Raw genomic sequence first — 19,271 nt, forward strand, 5'->3', positions numbered from 1 at the left:
GGTCAATCCATCTTCAGGATGATCTTGCCGAAGATCTGCCGCGACTCCATCCGTTCAAGCGCCTTGTCGATGTCGTCGAAACGCACTTCCGTGTCGATGACCGGATGTACGTATCCCCGCGCCATCTTCTGCATGGCGTCAGCCATGTTTTCCATCCGGCAGCCGAACGAGCCCATCAGTTTCAGCTGCTGCTGGAACAGCATCATCAGGTTGATTTCCGTGGACACGCCCGATGTCGACCCGCAGGTAACGAGCCGGCCACCGCGCTTCAGGCAGAACATCGACTGTCCAAAGGTGTCCTTGCCGACATGCTCGAAGACGACGTCGACGCCCTTCTTCTTGGTGAGCTTGCGGACGACGCCCTCGAAGCGGTCGACGCGGTAGTTGATGACATGATCGGCGCCAAGCGCCTTTGCCCGCTCGATCTTGTCGTCGGAACCAACGGTGGTGATGACTGTGCAGCCGATGTTCTTTGCCAGCTGGATCGCCGCCGAGCCGATGCCGGAGCCCCCGGCATGGATGAGAATTGTCTCGCCGGACTGCAGCTTGGCATTGTCGAACAGCATGTGCTCGACGGTGCCGAAGGTGACCGGGGCAAGCGCTGCCGCAATAGCATCGACACCGGGAGGCGCCGGCACCAGCAGGCGGGCCGGCAGGTTTACCTTTTCCTGCGCAAAGCCGTCGAGATGAAAGCCATGCACGCCGCTGACGTTTTCACAGAGATTATCGCGGCCGGCGCGGCAATGATGGCAAAGACCGCAAGTGCGCGCGCCATAGATCGACACCAGTTGGCCCGGCAATACGCTGGATACGCCGGGGCCGATAGCCTCGACGACGCCGGATGCTTCGGCGCCGATGACAAGCGGCATCTTGCGCTTGGCAAAGGCCATGCCGCGCCATCCCCAGACGTCGATATGGTTCAGCGCCACCGCTTTGACGCGCAACGTCACTTCGCCCGGACCGGGAGCATCCGGTTCAGGCAAGTCGGTGATTTCAAGCTTGCGGTCGTCGACGAGTTGCAAAGCACGCATGGAAAGGCCCTCCGCCCGAAGGCGTTATCAAGTAAATCGTGTGGCGACAGGCTCTAGAGCATTTCGTCCAGAACTGGAAGCCATTCCGTTGGCAGTACGCGGACGCCGGCGCAAAGGATCAAGCATCGGGCCGAATGAAAACAGCCGCCCTCTCGCAAGGCGGCTGTGTTTCAGACAAACTTGCGTCATTCGCGGCCCTTAGGCCACGGACTCATTAGTTGAGGCGATCCATATCCTCGTCGCGACAAGCTTGAGGGCGGCCATGTAATTATCAGCGCGCCGGTCGTATCGCGTCGCGAGGCCTCGCATCTGCTTGATACGGTTGAAGAACCGTTCCACGAGATTGCGCTGACGGTAGACCCAGCGGTTGAAGCTGAATGTCTGCTTTCGATTGGCCTTTGCAGGGATATTCGCCCAGCACTTGCGTTGCTTGGCAAAGTTACGAATTGCGTCGGTGTCATATGCCTTGTCGGCGAGGATCGTCGCGCCGGGCCGCAGGTCGCTCAACAGCTTTTCAGCCATCGGTGCATCGGCGGCTTGGCCGGCGGTGAGTTCAAGCCGAACCGGTCTGCCATCTGCATCGACAAGAGCGTGGATCTTTGTCGTCAGGCCGCCGCGCGAACGTCCCATGCAAGGATCGGCAGATCCCCCTTTTTAGCGTTGGCACCATGCTGGTGAACGCGAACACAAGAACTGTCGATCATCACGATGTCTCCATCGTAACGCTTTGAAACGGCGTCCAGAAGACGATCCCAGACGCCCGCCTTGCGCCATCGGGAGAACCGATTGTAAAGCGTCGTGCGCGGGCCATAACGCTCCGGCACATCTCGCCAAGACGAACCAGTCCTGAAACGCCACAGGATGCCGTTGATCACCCGGCGGTCATCGACACGTTCAATTCCACGGCTATTGTTCGGCAAAAGAGGTGCAATGATAGCCCATTCTTCGTCGCTCAATTCATGACGGCGCATGGCAATCTCCTTTCAAGGAGATTGAATCACACACCGTCAATAAGATGAACCCCGTTTATGGGGACACTGCCTAGGTCGGATCGAGCGCCATGACAAGGCTGGCATTCTGCCCGCCGAAGCCAAACGAGTTCGACAGCACCGCGTGGACCTGTGTCTCGCGCTTGACGTTCGGCACCACGTCGAGGTCGATGCTGGTGTCCGGAATGGCGTAGTTGATGGTCGGTGGCAGCGTACCCGTGAGCATCGTCTGTAGCGAGAACACCGCTTCGACGGCGCCGGCAGCAGTCAGCGTATGGCCGATCATCGACTTGTTGGACGACACCGGAATTTTGGCAAGGCGGTCGCCGAAGACGGCCAGCATCGCACCATATTCCATTTTGTCGTTTTCCGGCGTCGATGTGCCGTGGGCGTTGATATAGCCGATATCGGTCTCCGCCATGCCGGCATCCGCGAGCGCCGCCCGGATCGTGGCAATCGCCGGCGCGCCGTCGGGTGACGAGCGGGTGCGATGAAAACTGTCGGCCTTGTCGCCGGCGCCCTTCATGATGCCGAGGATTTTTGCACCACGGGCTACGGCTGATTCCAGCGATTCCAGCACCAGCGTCGCAGCACCCTCGGCAATCACGAAGCCGTCCCGGTCCTTGCTGAAAGGCTTTGACGCCTTGGTCGGCGGATCGTTCTGGGTCGACAGCGCGGAGAGCAGCGAAAAGCGGATCAGGGCCTCGGCGCTGAGCGAGCCATCGGTGGCAACCGACAAGGCCCGCTCTGTGCGGCCCTGGCGGATCGCCTCGATACCGAGCTGGATTGCGGTGGCGCCCGAGGCACAGGCCGTCGACAGGGTCACCGGCAAGCCGCGCGTGCCGAAGCGGTCGGACAGCCGCTCGGAGATGGCGCCGAACGAGGCCGCCTCATGGAACGACGGATCGGGCCGCTCGCGCATAGCGAATAGAAAGCGTTCATAGGCGTCGCCCGGATGATCGGCCGGCGGCGAGCGGTCGCCGAGCGCAAAGCGGGCACTCCATTCCGGCTCGATCGGCGGTGCGGCCAGGAACAGCGGGCCGTTGAAATCACCGGACAGGCCAGCCTGTGCTAGCGCCTCGACGGTGGTCTCGCGGGCAAATGCATAGGAGCGCTCGACGGCGTTGGAAATCGGCACCTCGATGAAGTCGACGGTACCGGCGATGCGGGTCGAGATGTTGTCGGTCGGAAAGCGCGTGATGGCGTGGATACCTGAGACGCCTGATGTCAGCGCATCCCAGTTGTCCTTCAGTCCCTGGCCGAGCGAGGTGATGATGCCCATGCCGGTGACGGCAACGATCGGGCGTCCGAGATGGTCCCTATAGGCTGCAGCTGTCATGCTCATCACTCCTGAGGCTCGGTAGACAGGACGGCGACGCCCTCGCCGCGCGTATGTCCGACGGTCGTCACGATCGCCGTCCGGGCGGCTGCGCCCATCGGCTTTTCATGGTTTGGATCGAACGTCGGCACCCTGGCCTTGTTGGCCAGCGCCAGCGCGGCAAACGCGATGCCGAGCGGAAACTGCGTTTCCAGCCCGTGTCCGGTCACGCCGCCATAGCCACGGATCGCCGCTTGCGGAAGCGCCTTGTCCAGCACCGCCTTCTCGCGGGCTGCAATCTCGTGGAGACCGGAGCTTCCGGAGAACACGATGGTCTCGCTGCCGGAACCGATGGCAGGCTCGAGCAAGCGCTCGAGGCGAGCCTCGAACTTGCCGTCGTCGCGGTTGCCGCGGTCGCCTTCGATAGCGTCGATGGTCGCATAGATATGGGCACCACGGCTTTCGGCGTGGGCCCGGGATTCCAGAACCAGAAAGGCTCCGAGCGAGCCGACGATCATGCCGCCGCCGCTGCCTTCGCGACGCGACCACAAGGGCTGCCAGTCGCCGACGCTATGGCCGCCGATCGATTCGAACAGCAGGATCATATCCAGCCGCTCTGCCGAAAACGCGCCGCCGACCAGCGCGTGGGTGGACTCACCGGACTTGATGCGGTGAAAGGCAGTCTCGACCGCCGATATGCCAGCAGCCTCCTCGCCCATGAAAGTGCGCGACGAGCCGGTCACCTTATGGACGATAGAGATGTTGCCTGCCAGCAGGTTCGAGAGCTGCGCGAGAAACAGCGTTGGCCGCAACTCCGTCGTCAGCTTTTCATTGAGCATCAATTCGCGGTCGTTGCGCTTCAGGCCCTCGTCGACGATCAGCGTATCGACATTGATGTCGCGCTCGCCACCGCCGGCAGCCACGATCATGTCCATCGCGCCGCACGCCTCGAAGTTATCCTTGAAGCCGGCGTCGTCGAGCGCGAGACCGGCCGTGAACACGCCGATGCGCTGCCAGTTTTCCATCTGCCGCTGATCCCCGCGCTTGGGGATCTGCTGAGACCAGTCGATCTCCGGCAGCGGGTGCACCGGGTACGGCTTGAATTTTTCCGTCTCGACGACAACGGCCGGTGACGCGCCTGCGGTCAGCAGCGCAACATGCGCATCCTTGCCGACGCCCTGGCAGGTTACGATACCGACGCCTGTGATGACGACGTCATTGGGAGCCTTGCTCATACATCAATCCTTTCGGCTGCGTCGCGGATGGCCAGACCTTTTCAGGCGCTGGCAGCAATCGCGTCGAGAAGCCCGACTTCCATGGCCCGCTTGCGAACGATATCGGCCAGCGGCACCTCATTAAACGGCAGCGTGCGCAGCTTCAACTGCGCATCGCAGACCTTCTTGCCGGCGACGGTAATCTTCGCCTTGGTGACAGCATAGCCGGATCCGTCATGTTCCAGAATGGCCTCGATGTCGAGTACCGCATCCGGCTCGACGAAGGAACGCATCTTGGCGCCATCGACGGTCATCAGGAACGGCATCGCGGCAAAATTCGTGGCGGCCAGAACGAGCATGCCGGACGCCTGCGCCATTGTCTCGATCAAGAGGACGCCCGGAACCAGCGGCATTCCGGGAAAGTGGCCTTCGAAAACCGGACTGTTGGAAGGCACGACGGAGCGCGCCTTCAAGAGACCCTTGGACAGGTCGACGGATTCGATCCGGTCGATCATCTGGAAATATTCCAGCAGCATGGTGCTCTCCGGTCCGACCCGCGAGAAAAAGCAAAGCGGGTGGGAGATAGTGCTTGGAACAAAACCGCCCGGCCGTCTTATCAGAGGCGGCAGGGCGTTGGCAAAGATGCAGCGGTGGCTCAGGCCTTGGCGGCGCGCAACTCATCGATCTTGGCACAGAGATTCTTGAGGACGAAATACTCCTCAGTCGAGACCTTGCCTTCGTTGACTTCCTGCGTCCACTTTTCCAACGGAATCTTGATGCCGAATTCCTTGTCGATCGCAAACACGATATCGAGGAAATCGAGGCTATCGATGCCGAGATCGTCGATCGTGTGGCTTTCCGGCGTAATTGTCGCCCGGTCGATTTCGCTCGTTTCCGCGATGATGTCGGCAACCTTATCGAATGTAGCAGTCACGCCAGTACCTCTTCAAATGATCTTTCGATCTTCGTCATAGGGAAATCCGTCTCAAAAGCCAATGGCCTGCGCAACAGCCTGCCCAAAATTTGGCGCTGCGCGTCAGGCAGAGCGGTCGCTGGCCTACTGGCTGATGACAATGCGTGTGTTCTCCAGCCCGGCTTCGCTAGCCATGGAGAAGAACACAGCAGCATTCGCGGTCTGCAGGCGGACGCAACCGTGAGACGCGGGCCGGCCGAGACGGCGGACCTCGGTGGTCCCGTGCACCGCATAGCCGCCGTTGAAGAACACCGCGAACGGCATCGGGGCGTTGTCGTACTTCTTCGAGTGATGGTCGCGCGACAGCCACTTGGCGGTATAGTTGCCGGTCGGCGTGACATAGCCCGGCCGAGCCGTCGAGACTTTCCACTGATAGCGGGTGATGCCGTTTTCACTGACGGTCATCGTCTGCGCGGCAATGTCGATCCGCGCCAGCAGCGCCGAGGCATCGGCGGACGCAGCATAAAAACCGAGGCAGAGAGTGGCCCCGGCAGCAAGCATCGTCGTCTTCATGATTTTCCCCTCGTCGTTGCTTCGGAGCGAGCAATTTCGACTGGGGAACGAATAGCACGAAGTTTTCTATATCGAATTAACTTGCACGACGCCCGCTGAATAATATTGCCGCAGGATCGAGCGTATTTCTTTATTAAGAAATCAAAGTAACGCGAGAAAACCCGCGAGCACGGCCAGCGCCAGCACGCTGCAGGCCGTGTAGAAGATCGCCACGCCCGCCTCGACGTCGCTGACGGTCGCGGTATCTCGCCCAGACCCGTTGATCATCGGCTCCCGCACCGTTTCGCCCGCATACATACGCGGGCCCGCCAGCTGGATATCGAGAGCCCCGGCCATGGCTGCCTCCGGCCTGCCGGAATTAGGAGACCGGTGCAGACCTCCGTCGCGTGCGGCGATGCGAAAGGCGTTGTTGAGCGCCGTCACACCACGCCGAACCATCGCCCCGAGGGCAATCAACAGGATCGACAGCCGCGCCGCCGGCCAGTTGGCGACATCGTCGAGCAGCGCCGAGGCCCGGCCGAAATCTAGATAGGTCTCGGATTTGTGGCCGATCATCGAATCGGCGGTGTTGAGCATCTTGTACAGAAGCAAGCCCGGCAGGCCGAAAACCGCATACCACAGCACCGGTGCCACCACGCCATCGGAAAAATTCTCCGCCAGGCTTTCGATGGCGGCACGGCAGACGGCGGGCTCGTCGAGCGTCTCGGGATCGCGGCCGACAATGCGCGACACCGCGCGCCGTCCACCCTCGAGCCCCTCCAGCCGCAGCGCGTCCGACACCGCGATCACATGGTCGGCAAGGCTCTTCTGCGCCAGGAAAACCGCCACCAGTACCGCTTCGATCAGCAGGCCGAGCCAGCCGAACATCCCGAGCAAGGCATGCAGCACGGCACCGGCAAGTGCGCTCAGCGCCAGCAACGCCAGGATCGACACGAGACCATTGCGACGGCGGTCTGCGGCGGAAAGCCGCGTCAGATTGTAGCGCTTGTCGACAAAGCTGATCGCCTTGCCGAACAAGACCACCGGATGCGGCAACCTCGTCCACAGCCAGTCTGGATCGCCGACGATCCGGTCGAGCAGCAGAGCCAATACGAGGATGAGCAGGTGTTCGTCGATGATCATGATGTCAACCCGGTGAGTGCCGAGGCCAGCCGGCGATCCTCTGCCGCATCGGCCGTCAGCCCGAAACGCAGCCACTCCGCTGCATAGTCGAATTTGCGGACCAAAATGTGATGCCGGCAAAGGTGCTCATGAATTGCACCCGCCCGGCTGTCGGCAACGAGAGCGAACAGATCGGTCCCGCCGATAACCGATAGCCCCGCGCCGGCAAGCACCGAGCGCAATGCAGCGCTGCGTTCGGCCAGCCGCCTGCCGATTGCCGCCGTATCTCCGGCAAACACTTTGGCCGCCAGCGATAGCGCCGGACCCGAAACTGCCCAGGGTCCGAGCCAGTCCTCGAAACGTTCCTGCAGGAAGGGACTGGCGATCACGAAACCGAGCCTGATACCGGCCAGCCCGAAAAACTTTCCAAACGAACGGAAGATTATCAGCTTGTCCATCTGCGAAACCAGCGACGCAAGGCTCGCCTGCGGGTTGCCGTCTGCAAAAGCTTCGTCGACCACCAGCCACGCATCCTGCCGGCTAAGTCGATGCTGGAGAGCGACCAGTTGATCGGGCATGTGAACGCGACCATCCGGATTGTTGGGATTGACCACCACAACCAGCCCATGCGCGCCCGTCACGCCGTCGAGATCGACGATCTCATCGACCGAAAGGCCGGCGAGCGAAAACACGCGCCTGTACTCGCCATAGGTCGGCCCCAGCACGGCGACGCGCCTGCCCTCAGCCACCAGACGCGGCAGCAGCTGGATGACCGATTGCGTCCCCGGCACAGGCAACGGCCGGCAATCGCCACTGCGGTAATAGGTCTGCGCTGACAGCCTGGCGCGTTCCACCAGATACTGGTCCGGCAGCCGGTGCCATGCGCTCGCTTCTATCGGCGGGATCGCCACCGGGTTGGGGTTGATCCCCGTCGACAGGTCGAGCCAATCGTGGGCCTCGCCGCCGTAGAGATGCGCTGCAGCGGTGATGCCGCCGCCATGGGCGATCCGGCCGCTCATCCGGGCTCTCCGGACAGGTCGATCAGGTGCATGTAGGAGCCGGCGACATTGCCGCGCTGCAGGCCTGCCGTGCCGAGATCGGTATCGAGGGCGTCGGTAACGGCAAACAGCGGGTCGGCATTGCCCTCGGACACCAGCGTCGAATAGTGGAATTCATGCGCTTTCATTGGCGCCTCGAAGAAACTGCCCGGCAATGGCGTTACGCGACGGTAGCCCAAATGCCGCTTGCGCGTCTCGTAGCTGGTGACGACCGGAAGCAGCCCGAGCATGGCATGGTGCCCACCGGCTGCATCGATCAGTCCCTCGCCGAGCGTCATGTAGCCGCCGCACTCGCCGAAAATCCTGACGCCACGCTCGGCCGCATCCCGCATGGCGGAGCGAAACGCGCTGGCCGACGCGATGGTCCCCGCGTTCAACTCCGGATAGCCTCCGGGCAAATAGATGGCATCGGCGTCTGCCACTGGGGCTTCGTCGGCAAGCGGCGAGAAGAACGAGATCTCCGCGCCGCGTCGCCGCCAGCCCAGCAGCATGTGTTCATAGGAAAAGGCAAAGGCGATGTCGCGGGCGACGGCGATCTTCTGGCCGAGCGGCGCCATGCGGTGAATGGCGGCGGGAGAAGCCTTGGCACTTCCCGCACCGGCGCGCAGCAGCAGATCGAAATCGCATTCGGCGGAAACAGCCGATGCCGCCCGCTCGACAAACTCCTCGAGGCCCGAATGTTCGCCGGCCTGCACCAGCCCCAGATGCCGCTCCGGCACCGCCAGCCCCGGATCGCTGCGCACGACGGCGACGACGGGCATGCCGATTGCCCGCAGCGCCTGGCGCAACATCAGTTCGTGGCGAGCGCTGCCGACCCGGTTGAGAATGACACCGACGATGCGGATGTCGGCGCGAAAATTGGCAAAGCCGCTAACGAGCGCCGCCACCGATTGCGACGTCCGCGCCGCATCGACGACGAAAACCACCGGCAGAGACAGCATTGCCGCCAGATCGGCCGCGGTCCCATGACCATCGGCAGCACCGTCGAAGAGGCCCATCATCGCCTCGACCACCAGCATCCTGCCGCCTTCCCGGTGGAGGGCGGCATTGGCGGCGATCAGTTCCGGGCGCATGCCCCAGGGGTCGAAATTGAGACAGGTCGTCCCGCTTGCCGCCGCATGGAAGGCTGGATCAATATAATCGGGTCCGGCCTTGCCCGGCGCCACGGCAACGCCCCGGTTGCGCAGCGCCCGCAAGAGCCCCAGCGTTATCGTCGTCTTGCCCGACCCGGAGGACGGCGCCGAAATCAACAGCCCGCTCATGCCCGCACCTCTCTCGGTTCGCCGATGCTTTCAGGCACCAGCGTGCGCCCGGAGAGTGCGCCCAGCCAATCCAGCGATTGCCGCAGGTCGACCACCGCGCCGATGACGACGATGGCAGGCGGCAGGAGGCCTGCGCTTGCAACATCCGCCTCGGCAGATCCGAGCGTCGTCTCCAGCACCTGCTGGCGCGGTGTCGATGCATTGCAGACAAAGGCGACAGGCTCGCGCGGCGACCGGCCGGCAGCAATGAGGTTGGCGACGATCTGGGAGATGTGTTTCATCGCCATGTAGATGACGATTACCGGCGACCCCTTGCCGATCGCCTGCCAGTCGATGGCATCCGGCACCAGCCCGGACGAATCATGGCCGGTCAGGAACGTGACGGCATGATTGACGTCGCGGTGGGTCACCGGAATACCGGCATAGGCAAGTCCACCGATCCCGGCAGTGACGCCCGGCACGATTCGGAACGGAATGCCATGCTCGACGAGCATCAGCGCCTCCTCGCCACCACGCCCGAAGACGAAGGGGTCCCCGCCCTTAAGCCGCAGCACGCGCTTGCCGGACTGCGCCAGTTCGACCAGCCGCAGCGAGATATCGCGCTGCTTTGCAGAAGGCTTGCCCCCGCGCTTGCCGGCATATTCGAGCACGGCACCGGCACCGGCGAGCCTCAAACAGGCATCGTCGACCAACGCATCGTGGACGATGACATCAGCCTCCGCCATCGCCTTGGCCGCCAGCAGCGTCAGCAAGCCCGGATCGCCCGGCCCCGCCCCGGCCAGCCAGACGCTGCCCGGCTCAAGGGTTGGCAATGTGGAAAACAGGGTTTGGCTCATGCGGCTGTGTTAGGCGTGGGAGGGCGGAATTGCAATATTGCGGCAGAAAATCGAACGGGCCGAAAAGGTGCCATAACGCGGTGATCGCTACGCGGCGATATTCGACCTGATCAAAACGCCATCCGGCAAGAACATGCCGTCAAATGTATTTCCGGAAACGTTCGCGGCACCAATGTTCGGCATTTTCATAAATTTTGCCATCGACCGAACGACGGATTTGGTGTCGGCGGTAAACTCCACCATCCCGACATCGAGGCCGCCGAGATCATCGCGATGTTTCGATATCGTATCCGCGACGGTATGATAGAACGCTCGCTTGTCGGTGACAGACTTCGCTGGAACGATCCAGAGTTTCCAGCTTTCGGCTTCAGAAAAATTAACCCACATCGCGAAGCGTGGATTGACCGGAGTCTCGTCCAGATACCTGACCAGATCTTGACCACTCTTCACCATCGTTCCCTGATCCATGGCAGAACTCCTCCGGTTTCATCCGTCACGGCGGCGATCATCAACTGCGCCGTGCCCAGATCCTTTAAGCCGTATCGATCGTCAAGCTTCCACTCGCAAACGATCGCCCAATTCACGGCGAAATCGTTATTGGCATCCTGCGCTTGCTTCAATTCGGCCGACAGGCCGGCAACCCTGACTAGCTTTTGTAGATCATGATCATATATCGACCTTACAAAATTAAGCTCGGGAATCGTTTCCGCTGATATCTGCTTCGCTATGCAAGCTTTAAGCCCGATCTCTACCGCATATCCCGCTAAATAGTAAGCATTCGACGCACTGCGATGCTCCAACAGCAACTGGGCATCGTTGATCTTTGCTTGAGCAACACGCTGGAGCTCGTCGCGCCTCACAGCGGACATCCAGGGAAGCCCAAAGACTTAACTGACATCTCAGGCTCCCCGGTCAAAACATGAACGCATTTTAGTCCAAACGGTCAGCGATATCCCTCGTCGCACCGATCATGAACAACTCATACCACACAAGGCTATTGCAACTATAGCGCTATATGAGGAGTAATATTATCCATCCATGTCCTTGGGTGAAAGCTGCGCCCGCAGGTCCCACGCCCCTACCCCATCACCCCACAATCACGTCCCGGATCAGGTCCACGACCTTCTCCGACTCGATCCCGACGCACACCGTCTGGCTCGGCAGTCCGTCCCAGTGGCCCGGGGGGAAGTGGCGGCCGTCGGGCTTGACGATGGTCTGGCCATCGGCGATGCCGCCGCAGACGACGCGCACGGCACCTGATATCGACGTGAAGAGGTTCGGTGCGACGATATAGGCGCTGGCGCAGCTGTCGTGCACCATCATGCCGTCCTCGACCGCGTGCTTGTAGAAATCGATATAGGACTGCGAGAGGTCGGCGAGCAGCTGCACGTCCTTGCCGCCAGCCTTGGCCATGTCGGCGAGATAGCTGCGGCTCATGGTGGTGATAGCTGTCACGTCGAGACCGATCAGCACGACCTTCCATTCGGCCATCATGACGGCGTCCGCAGCCTCCGGGTCGCCGTAGATATTGGCTTCCGCCACCGGCGAGACATTGCCCGGCACGTAGAAGGCGCCGCCCATGATGACGACATCCTTTACCAGCCCGGCAATCGCCGGATCGTGTTTCAGCGCCAGCGCCAGGTTGGTCATCCGACCGACGGCGACAAGCCGTACTTCGCCGGGATTGGCCCGGACGGTATCGATGATGAACTGGTAGGCCGGGCGCGGATCGACGGGAAGATCTATGGTTGCCGGCACGTCGATATCGCCGAGACCGTTGACGCCGTGCACATGCGTCGGCCAGCCATGCTCCTTGCGCGACGGATCGAAGGTGGCGTCGGCGCCGCGCGCGACCGGGCATTCGAAGCCCCATTCACGCTTCAGGAACAGCGCATTGCGCGTTGTCGTGTCGACCGAGGCATTGCCGAAGATGGTGGTGACGCCGATCAGGTCGATCTCGGGATGACGGTGCAGGAAAAGCAGCGCCATAGCGTCGTCGACGCCGGGATCAGTGTCGTAAATGACCTTGTGCATGGAAATTCCTTATCGCGGCACGGAGCCGGCAGCCATCTCGGCCAGCGGCGAAAGACGTCACCATACCGGCGCCGGGCGGTTTCGCAATATCGCAGATGCGCGGCCGGTCGGTCGTCCAGCATGAAATTCAAACGACGGCGGCAATTGCCACGGTGGCGAGTGCGGATTTGAGTTTCGGCACAATGAGTACGGCCTCTGGCTCCGCCCCGGCCAGCGCCGCAGCCTCCGCGACACCATGGCAACCGACGAGAGAAAAAATCTTGTCGGAGGGATTTTGCAGCCGGGGCGTCTCGCGCTCAAGCCGCTCGGCATCGAAAAACAGCGCTGGAATGCCGTAATAGGCCGCAACTGCAAGGATCGCCGGCTCCTTCGCCTTGCCGTCGATCGAGGCTAGCGCCTGGAGGTCACGGGCATCGAGAGCAGCTCCGGCGAGGGCGCGCTTTGCCAGTGCCAGCAACTCGCCTTCCGGTGCTCCGCTCTCGCAGCCCATGCCGATCACAAGGCGGGACCTGCCGGACGATTGCCGATCGGAAGACGAATGGGTCACGCAGGGTCTCTTCGGTAAGGATCGCGATCTGTCTAGGCTGCAGCGCGGCTCACGTCAATTTTCATCGCCCCCGCAAACAACGATTGCAGCAGGCAGGCGCGGGTGCCAGAAGACGCTCCAGTGAAATCGGGTGGCCCGCCGTGCAAGACATCTCCCTTCAACTGCTCCTGCTACTGTTCATGGCGGCATTCTTTGCCGGCTTCGTCGATTCGATTGCCGGCGGCGGCGGATTGATCACCGTGCCGGCCATGCTGATCGCGGGCATACCGCCACTGCAGACGCTCGGCACCAACAAGCTGCAAAGCATCTGCGGCTCGGCCTCGGCGACCATTGCCTACGCCCGCAAGGGCCATGTGCAACTGCGCGAGCAGGTGCCGATGGCAGCCATGGCGGCACTCGGCGGCGTGCTAGGCGCGCTGTTGGCGACGGTCATGCCGGCAGATCTGCTGCGCATCATCATGCCCTTCCTGCTGATAGCCATCGCCCTCTATTTCGCGCTGAAGCCCAACATCAGCGATGTCGAGACCCACAGGCGGATGACGGCGCTGATGTTCGGCCTGACCGTCGTACCACTGGTCGGCTTCTACGACGGCGCGTTCGGTCCCGGCACCGGATCGTTTTTCATGCTTGGCTTCGTCAGCCTCGCCGGCTTCGGCCTGTTGAAGGCGACCGCCCATACCAAGCTGTTGAACTTCGGCTCCAATTTCGGAGCGCTTGTGGTCTTCCTGTTTTCCGGCGCCATCCTCTGGAAAATCGGCATCCTGATGGGCATCGGCCAGTTCCTCGGCGCCCAGGTCGGGTCGCGGCTTGCCATGCGCATCGGTGCGAAAGTCATCAAGCCTCTGCTGGTGGTCGTCTGCGTCGCCTTCGCGATCAAGCTTCTGGCCGATCCGAACAACCCTGTCAGGCTATGGCTCGGCTACTGAGAGCTCAGCGGACGCCGATCAGAACAGCGCCAGCAACAGCGCGCCGCTGGCAATCAGCGCGACGCCGAGCCAGTTGACCACTCCAAGCTTTTCACCGAGGAAGACGACGCCGAAGATGGCGACCAGCACGATCGACAACTTGTCGATGGGCGCGACGCGGGCGGCATCGCCAAGCTTCAGGGCCCGGAAATAGGCGATCCAGGAGCCGCCGGTGGCAAGGCCCGACAGGCCGAGGAACAGCCAAGTCTTGGCCGAAATCGTCGACGGCGCCTGCCATTGGCCGGTGGCGGTGACGATGGCGGCAAGGATAACGATGATCACCATGGTTCGGATCAGCGTCGCGAGGTCCGAATTGACGCCGGAGATGCCGATCTTGGCGAAGATCGCGGTCAGCGCTGCAAAGGCGGCTGACAGGATCGCCCAAAAGACCCAGCTCTGCGTCATCAATATTCCACTCCGGCCTGCCCCTTGATACCGGAGCGGAACGGATGCTTAATCAGTTCCATCTCGGTCACCAGGTCGGCGATCTCGAAGAGTTCTTCCTTGGCATTGCGGCCGGTCAGCACGACATGCGTCATATAGGGCTTTTCCGTCTTCAGAAACGCGATGACCTCGACCAGATCGAGATAATCGTAGCGCAGCGCGATGTTGATCTCGTCGAGCAGCACCATCGAGTTGCGCTCGTCGCGGATCAACTCCTTGGCCTTTTCCCACGCAGCACCCGCCGCTGCCACGTCGCGGGCTCGGTCCTGCGTCTCCCAGGTGAACCCCTCGCCCATGGTGTGGAAGGCGCATATATCCGAGAAATGCTTCTCGATCAGGTCGCGCTCGCCCGTCCACATCGCGCCCTTGATGAACTGCACGACCGCGGAACGCTTGCCGTGGGCAATATGGCGAAAGATCATCCCGAAAGCCGCCGAGGACTTGCCCTTGCCCTTGCCGGTGTGAACGATGATCAGTCCCTTGTCGCCGCTCTTCGTCGCCATGATCTTGTCGCGCGCCGCCTTCTTCTTCGCCATCTTCTCGGCATGGCGGCTGTCGTCGGCGACAGGTGCAGGCGATGTCACGCCGTCGGTGGTTTCTTCGTTCATGTCTGTCGTCCTGAAATGTCCGGCATGCGCGCCAAGGTTCCGCCGCGCCCGAGATAGAGAACAATCTGCGGCCAGCTATTTGTTGTCATTGTGTGCGGCAAGCTCGCCAGCCTCTTTGCAGCGGCTTTCATGCCAGCGCCTCTTCGCTCTCAATAGCCAGAGCGAACCGCGCAGAGTTGCTGCGCGGTGTCCAGAGCTGGCGGTCGATCGCCTCCAGCAGTCGTTCCTTCATCTCGGCCTGCGCCGCCGGGTTCTTGTCCGCCATGAAGTCCGCAACGCGGGCGTCGGTGACGAAGGCCTGGTAGACCGCCTCGAAATGATGATCGCGGACGGCGCCGGTGGTGGCTGCAAACGCGAACAGGAAATCGACGGTCGCCGCAATCTCGGCTGCGCCCTTGTAGCCGTGGCGCATCACGCCGGAGATCCATTTCGGATTGACGACGCGACCGCGCACGACCCGGCCGATCTCTTCCTCCAGCGAGCGGATCACAGGCTTTTCCGGCCGAGAATGGTCGTTGTGATAGATCGGTGGCCGGGCGCCGCCCAGTTGTTCCGCCGCCGCCGCCATGCCGCCCTCGAACTGGTAGTAATCGTCGCTGTCGAGCAGGTCGTGCTCGCGGTTGTCCTGGTTCTGCACGACGGCCTGGATCGATGCTAGCCGCTCCTCGAACACACCGCGCTCGGCCTTGCCGTCTTCGCCGGCGCCATAGGCGTAGCTGCCCCAGACCAGATAGGCCTCCGCCAGATCGGCGCGCTTCTCCCATCCCTTTTCGTCGATCAGCGCCTGCAGCCCCGCACCGTAAGCGCCGGGCTTGGAGCCGAAGACACGATAGCCAGCCCGTTTTGCAGCTGCGGCTGCATCCAGCCCCTCGGTCATCAGGCGCGCGGTTTCCCCCTGCATGCGGGCTGCGATCGCATTGTCATCAGGGTCTTCATCCAGCGCGCCGACAGCCCGCACGGCCTTGTCGAACAGGGCGATCTGCTCGGGAAAGGCATCCCTGAAGAAACCGGAAATCCGGAGCGTCACATCGACCCGCGGCCGCCCCAGCATGGCGGGCGGTATGATCTCGTAGCCGGTGACCCGCCGAGACGCCATGTCCCACACGGGCTTGACGCCGATCAGCGCCATCGCCTGGGCAATGTCGTCGCCGCCGGTTCGCATGTTCGATGTCCCCCAGGCGGTCAAGCCGATGGAAACGGGCCATTCGCCGTGATCCTGCACGTAGCGCCGCACCAACAACTCGGCCGAGGCCTTGCCAAGCTGATAGGCCGCCGGCGTCGGCACCGCGCGGCTGTCGACGGAGTAGAAATTACGCCCCGTCGGCAGCACGTCCGGACGCCCGCGCGTCGGTGCCCCAGACGGCCCCGGCGCAACGAAGCGACCGTCAAGACCCGCCAGCAACCCGGCAATCTCGGCAGGCCCGCAGGCAACGATCGAGGACTTCAGACGGCTTTCGATTTCGGCAAGCACGGCCTGCGTATGCATCCACCCGACGGGACAAAGCATCGAGCCATCGACGAATTTGGCGGAAAGCAATTCGATGCGCTCCACGGTATCTCCATTGGTGCGCCAGGGATCGCTGGATATGTCGGCAAGGAGTTGCGGACGTGGACCGCCCCAGGCTTCTGCCATGGCGCAGTCGAGCGGATCGAAGGTTTTAGGTTGCGGAGGGTTACCCCCCTCTGTCCTGTCGGACATCTCCCCCACAAGGGGGGAGATCGATGGGGCGGCGGCAATCTCCACACTGTAGTCCGCTCTTGCAGCAAGCTCCGCAGGTTCGTTGTTGTGACCATGGCGCGGCATACCAATCTCCCCCCTTGTGGGGGAGATGTCAGCAGAGCTGACAGAGGGGGGTGATGCGGCAAATTCCGATGTTGCGGCGGCAGCCCCCGCAGGGGCACCCGATAACCTGGCATCCGCCGCAATCGCCCGCTGCAAACTCTGGTCGCCGCCCTCGCCCAAACCGCGCGGCACGCGGGCCAGCGCCACCGTCAGGTCTGTCAGCAACCGCCCCTCAGGCGACACGCCGAAGACGTGCAGCCCGTCGCGGATCTGCATCTCCTTCAGGTCGCAGAGATAGGCATCGAGCTTCTGCAGCGCGCTGTCCTCGCTCTCGCCCTTGGCGATGCCAGCATCCTGGTCGAGGCCGATATCGGTGACGAGATCGAGGATCTGCTTGCGCAGCAGCAGGATACGGCGCGGATCGACGCCGGAGGCTTCGTAATACTCGTCCACCAGCGCTTCGAGGTCCTTCAGCGGACCGTAGCTTTCGGCACGGGTCAAAGGCGGCGTCAGATGGTCGATGATCACGGCACTGGTGCGGCGCTTTGCCTGCGTGCCCTCGCCGGGATCGTTGACGATGAAGGGATAGAGATGCGGCATCGGCCCGAGGATGGCTTCGGGATAGCACGTTTCCGACAGCGCCAGCGCCTTGCCCGGCAGCCATTCGAGATTGCCGTGCTTGCCCATGTGGATGACGGCATGGGCACCGAATTCCTGGCGCAGGAAGGCATAGAAGGCGAGATAGCCATGCGGCGGAACGAGATCCGGCGAGTGATAGCTCTCCTTCGGATCGATGTTGTAGCCGCGCGCCGGCTGGATGCCGACCAGCATTTCCCCGAAGCGGACAAAAGACAGGGCGAATGCGCCATCGACGACATAGGTGTCGTCCTCAGGCCCACCCCAACGCGCCGACACTTCATCCTGAATCTGAACGGGAAGAGACGCAAAGAAGGTCTTGTAACGACTCACCGAAAGCGTCTCGCGGACGACCTTTCCATCGCGGCCGGAGTTGGTCGGCCCCTGCATGAGATGGGTGATCAGCGCATCGCCATCGGCGGGAATGTCGGCCACGGGATAACCGTTCGCCGCCATGGCCCGCATGACTTCCACCGTGCCAGCCGGCGTATCCAGCCCGACGCCGTTGCCAAGCCTGCCGTCGCGGTTTGGATAGTTGGCCATGACCAGCGCCACGCGCCGAGAGGCCACCGGTGTCCGACGCAGCCGGGCCCAGTTGGCGGCGAGCGCTGCGGTATAGCGCATGCGGTCGATCGATGGCTCGCTGCCGACGATATTGGCCTCCACCCGCTCGTCGTAGCGGGCTGCGGCCTTGAACGACACGGCGCGCGACAGCACACGGCCGTCGACCTCGGGCAGCGCCACGTTCATGCCGAGATCGCGGGCCGACAGGCCCTGCGCCGAGGCAGTCCAGGCCTCCTTGGAAGAAGCGCAGAAGATCGCCTGCAGCACGACCCCATCGTTTTCCTCCAGCACCGTCGGCTTCCGGTCGGCACCGGGTGCCGAAATGGCAAAGCCAGTGGTGTTAATAACGACATCCGGCGACGCTGCGCCAAAAATATCGGAGATGATGGACTTGGATGCCGGGTCCTTGAGACTGTAGGCAAACACCGGCAGCGGCCGCACACCAGCCTCAACCAGCGCCGATATCATTGACTCGACAGGCCGGGTCTCGCCGCTCTGCACGAGAGCGCGGTAAAAGCTGATGGCGACGATAGGCGGATTTGACAAGTTGTTCTCCCCCCTTGCGGGGGAGATGTCGGCCCGGCCGACAGATGGGGGTGTCACCGCCGCCGCAGACGCCAGCCGCCACGCATCGACATCGACGACACCCTGCCCCGGCCACCAGATGCCCGCCTTGGCAAGCGGGCTCGCCGGCTGCGGTTTTTCGGCGCCGGACAGCATCGCCGACGCATAGGCCAGAAACGCCCGCGCATTGTCGTCGCCACCCTCGATCAGATAGGACCACAGCGCATTGAGATCGTCGAGCGCGATGTTGGAGAACGGCATGACGCCCGGATCGGGCTTGGAATCGCCCGGGATCACCGCAATCATGACGCCCTGCCGGGACGCGGCCGCATGCAGCGCTTCCAGGGCATATTGAAAATAGCTGGCGCCGCCGAGCGCCCGGACGATGATCATCTTCGCGTGTCGCGCCGTCCGCTCGACATAGGTGTCGACGGACATCGGATGTTTCATGCTGAGCAGGCTCGCCAGCCGCAGCGAATGGGTGCCCTCATGGTGGGCATAAGCCGCAGCGATAGCGGCAAGCTCGGTATCGGCCGCCGACAGGAAAAGGATATCGCCCGGCGACTGCCCGAGATCGATCGCCTCGTCGCCGTCGGATATCGAGCCCTTCTGGGCTAGGAGAAGATGCATGCGGCACCTCCCTGGATAGTTTTTAGGGTGGGGCGGCGCCCCCGTCTGTCACCTCCGGTGACATCTCCCCCACAAGGGGAGAGATTGGCTGGGGCGGCTTCGCGGCTTAACACAAAGCTACCGCCTGCACTTCGCTCAATTGGACGTGAACGTACCAGCCGCAGCTTCCCGATCTCCCCCCTTGTGGGGGAGATGTCGGCG

Annotated in this window: 20 protein-coding genes; 2 read left to right on the plus strand and 18 right to left on the minus strand. The window is 62.5% G+C overall.

The features are described 5' to 3' along the window. Nucleotides 1-2: 2 nt before the first annotated feature. From PR017_RS08500 to PR017_RS08565, 14 genes are all read right to left on the minus strand, one after another. Nucleotides 3-1,031: a zinc-binding dehydrogenase gene (locus tag PR017_RS08500; protein WP_111218064.1), complete on the minus strand. Its 1,029-nt coding sequence runs from the start codon at nt 1,029-1,031 to the stop codon at nt 3-5. A 198-nt stretch (nt 1,032-1,229) separates the two neighbouring features. Beyond that, nucleotides 1,230-2,008, minus strand: a protein-coding gene (locus PR017_RS08505; protein WP_425070025.1) for an IS5 family transposase whose coding sequence is annotated in 2 segments (ribosomal slippage) — nt 1,230-1,666 and nt 1,666-2,008 — 780 coding nt in all. Because the reading frame shifts where the segments join, the coding sequence is not laid out codon by codon here. Nucleotides 2,009-2,072: 64 nt separating this feature from the next. Then, a complete protein-coding gene (locus PR017_RS08510; RefSeq protein WP_111223032.1) occupies nt 2,073-3,359 on the minus strand; it encodes a beta-ketoacyl-ACP synthase in 1,287 nt (428 codons plus the stop codon). Between the two features lie 5 nt (nt 3,360-3,364). Further along, entirely contained in the window at nt 3,365-4,573 is a 1,209-nt protein-coding gene (locus PR017_RS08515) for a beta-ketoacyl-ACP synthase (RefSeq protein WP_111222974.1), read from the minus strand. 41 nt (nt 4,574-4,614) lie between these two features. Further along, nucleotides 4,615-5,088: a 3-hydroxyacyl-ACP dehydratase FabZ family protein gene (locus PR017_RS08520; protein ID WP_111222973.1), complete on the minus strand. Its 474-nt coding sequence runs from the start codon at nt 5,086-5,088 to the stop codon at nt 4,615-4,617. 119 nt (nt 5,089-5,207) lie between these two features. Then, nucleotides 5,208-5,486, minus strand: a complete 279-nt coding sequence (locus PR017_RS08525) for an acyl carrier protein (RefSeq protein WP_007814022.1) — start codon at nt 5,484-5,486, stop codon at nt 5,208-5,210. Between the two features lie 123 nt (nt 5,487-5,609). After that, the gene (locus PR017_RS08530; protein ID WP_111222972.1) at nt 5,610-6,038 is read right to left on the minus strand and encodes a L,D-transpeptidase; all 429 of its coding nucleotides are present in this window, start codon (nt 6,036-6,038) and stop codon (nt 5,610-5,612) included. A gap of 141 nt (nt 6,039-6,179) precedes the next feature. Next, entirely contained in the window at nt 6,180-7,160 is a 981-nt protein-coding gene (cbiB, locus tag PR017_RS08535; RefSeq protein ID WP_111222971.1) for an adenosylcobinamide-phosphate synthase CbiB, read from the minus strand. Next, nucleotides 7,157-8,158, minus strand: a complete 1,002-nt coding sequence (cobD, locus tag PR017_RS08540; protein ID WP_111222970.1) for a threonine-phosphate decarboxylase CobD — start codon at nt 8,156-8,158, stop codon at nt 7,157-7,159. Before cobD ends, cbiB begins: the two co-directional genes overlap by 4 nt. After that, complete coding sequence (locus PR017_RS08545; protein ID WP_111222969.1) at nt 8,155-9,459, minus strand: cobyrinic acid a,c-diamide synthase CobB; 1,305 nt, start codon at nt 9,457-9,459, stop codon at nt 8,155-8,157. Before PR017_RS08545 ends, cobD begins: the two co-directional genes overlap by 4 nt. Next, nucleotides 9,456-10,295, minus strand: a complete 840-nt coding sequence (gene cobA, locus PR017_RS08550; protein WP_111222968.1) for a uroporphyrinogen-III C-methyltransferase — start codon at nt 10,293-10,295, stop codon at nt 9,456-9,458. The genes PR017_RS08545 and cobA overlap by 4 nt, the downstream gene beginning before the upstream one ends. An 87-nt stretch (nt 10,296-10,382) precedes the next feature. Next, nucleotides 10,383-10,763 (minus strand): hypothetical protein, encoded by a 381-nt coding sequence (locus tag PR017_RS08555; protein WP_133255672.1) that lies wholly within the window; start codon nt 10,761-10,763, stop codon nt 10,383-10,385. After that, nucleotides 10,742-11,155, minus strand: a complete 414-nt coding sequence (locus PR017_RS08560) for a DNA-binding protein (RefSeq protein ID WP_133255671.1) — start codon at nt 11,153-11,155, stop codon at nt 10,742-10,744. Before PR017_RS08560 ends, PR017_RS08555 begins: the two co-directional genes overlap by 22 nt. A gap of 226 nt (nt 11,156-11,381) precedes the next feature. Continuing rightward, a complete protein-coding gene (locus PR017_RS08565) occupies nt 11,382-12,329 on the minus strand; it encodes a nucleoside hydrolase (protein WP_111222965.1) in 948 nt (315 codons plus the stop codon). On the opposite strand from PR017_RS08565, the gene PR017_RS08570 reads away from it, so the two are divergent. After that, entirely contained in the window at nt 12,328-12,453 is a 126-nt protein-coding gene (locus PR017_RS08570; protein WP_275113054.1) for a hypothetical protein, read from the plus strand. The two genes, PR017_RS08565 and PR017_RS08570, sit on opposite strands and share 2 nt — an antisense overlap. A gap of 3 nt (nt 12,454-12,456) precedes the next feature. Here the strand turns inward: PR017_RS08570 and PR017_RS08575 are convergent, their stop codons facing one another. Then, a complete protein-coding gene (locus tag PR017_RS08575; protein WP_425070024.1) occupies nt 12,457-12,876 on the minus strand; it encodes a cobalamin biosynthesis protein in 420 nt (139 codons plus the stop codon). Nucleotides 12,877-13,016: 140 nt separating this feature from the next. On the opposite strand from PR017_RS08575, the gene PR017_RS08580 reads away from it, so the two are divergent. After that, a complete protein-coding gene (locus tag PR017_RS08580) occupies nt 13,017-13,802 on the plus strand; it encodes a TSUP family transporter (RefSeq protein WP_240539160.1) in 786 nt (261 codons plus the stop codon). Between the two features lie 18 nt (nt 13,803-13,820). On the opposite strand, the gene PR017_RS08585 is transcribed toward PR017_RS08580, so the two are convergent. From PR017_RS08585 to cobN, 3 genes are all read right to left on the minus strand, one after another. Then, the gene (locus tag PR017_RS08585) at nt 13,821-14,246 is read right to left on the minus strand and encodes an EamA family transporter (protein WP_111222963.1); all 426 of its coding nucleotides are present in this window, start codon (nt 14,244-14,246) and stop codon (nt 13,821-13,823) included. Beyond that, nucleotides 14,246-14,893, minus strand: coding sequence for a cob(I)yrinic acid a,c-diamide adenosyltransferase (gene cobO / locus PR017_RS08590; protein ID WP_111222962.1), 648 nt, complete (start codon nt 14,891-14,893; stop codon nt 14,246-14,248). Before cobO ends, PR017_RS08585 begins: the two co-directional genes overlap by 1 nt. A gap of 127 nt (nt 14,894-15,020) precedes the next feature. Continuing rightward, nucleotides 15,021-19,070 (minus strand): cobaltochelatase subunit CobN, encoded by a 4,050-nt coding sequence (gene cobN, locus PR017_RS08595; protein WP_111222961.1) that lies wholly within the window; start codon nt 19,068-19,070, stop codon nt 15,021-15,023. Nucleotides 19,071-19,271: the final 201 nt, after the last annotated feature.

The sequence above is a fragment of the Rhizobium tumorigenes genome, assembly GCF_003240565.2.
GTDB classification, from domain to species: Bacteria; Pseudomonadota; Alphaproteobacteria; order Rhizobiales; family Rhizobiaceae; genus Rhizobium; species Rhizobium tumorigenes.

Coding starts and splice junctions, on each gene's coding strand:
- PR017_RS08545 (WP_111222969.1), bottom strand. CDS start 9,459: ATGAGCGGGCTGTTGATTTCGGCGCCGTCCTCCGGGTCGGGCAAGACG.
- cbiB (WP_111222971.1), bottom strand. CDS start 7,160: ATGATCATCGACGAACACCTGCTCATCCTCGTATTGGCTCTGCTGCTC.
- cobA (WP_111222968.1), bottom strand. CDS start 10,295: ATGAGCCAAACCCTGTTTTCCACATTGCCAACCCTTGAGCCGGGCAGC.
- PR017_RS08515 (WP_111222974.1), bottom strand. CDS start 4,573: ATGAGCAAGGCTCCCAATGACGTCGTCATCACAGGCGTCGGTATCGTA.
- cobD (WP_111222970.1), bottom strand. CDS start 8,158: ATGAGCGGCCGGATCGCCCATGGCGGCGGCATCACCGCTGCAGCGCAT.
- PR017_RS08500 (WP_111218064.1), bottom strand. CDS start 1,031: ATGCGTGCTTTGCAACTCGTCGACGACCGCAAGCTTGAAATCACCGAC.
- PR017_RS08510 (WP_111223032.1), bottom strand. CDS start 3,359: ATGACAGCTGCAGCCTATAGGGACCATCTCGGACGCCCGATCGTTGCC.
- PR017_RS08555 (WP_133255672.1), bottom strand. CDS start 10,763: ATGGATCAGGGAACGATGGTGAAGAGTGGTCAAGATCTGGTCAGGTAT.
- PR017_RS08520 (WP_111222973.1), bottom strand. CDS start 5,088: ATGCTGCTGGAATATTTCCAGATGATCGACCGGATCGAATCCGTCGAC.
- PR017_RS08530 (WP_111222972.1), bottom strand. CDS start 6,038: ATGAAGACGACGATGCTTGCTGCCGGGGCCACTCTCTGCCTCGGTTTT.
- PR017_RS08570 (WP_275113054.1), top strand. CDS start 12,328: ATGGAAATTCCTTATCGCGGCACGGAGCCGGCAGCCATCTCGGCCAGC.
- cobN (WP_111222961.1), bottom strand. CDS start 19,070: ATGCATCTTCTCCTAGCCCAGAAGGGCTCGATATCCGACGGCGACGAG.
- cobO (WP_111222962.1), bottom strand. CDS start 14,893: ATGAACGAAGAAACCACCGACGGCGTGACATCGCCTGCACCTGTCGCC.
- PR017_RS08565 (WP_111222965.1), bottom strand. CDS start 12,329: ATGCACAAGGTCATTTACGACACTGATCCCGGCGTCGACGACGCTATG.
- PR017_RS08585 (WP_111222963.1), bottom strand. CDS start 14,246: ATGACGCAGAGCTGGGTCTTTTGGGCGATCCTGTCAGCCGCCTTTGCA.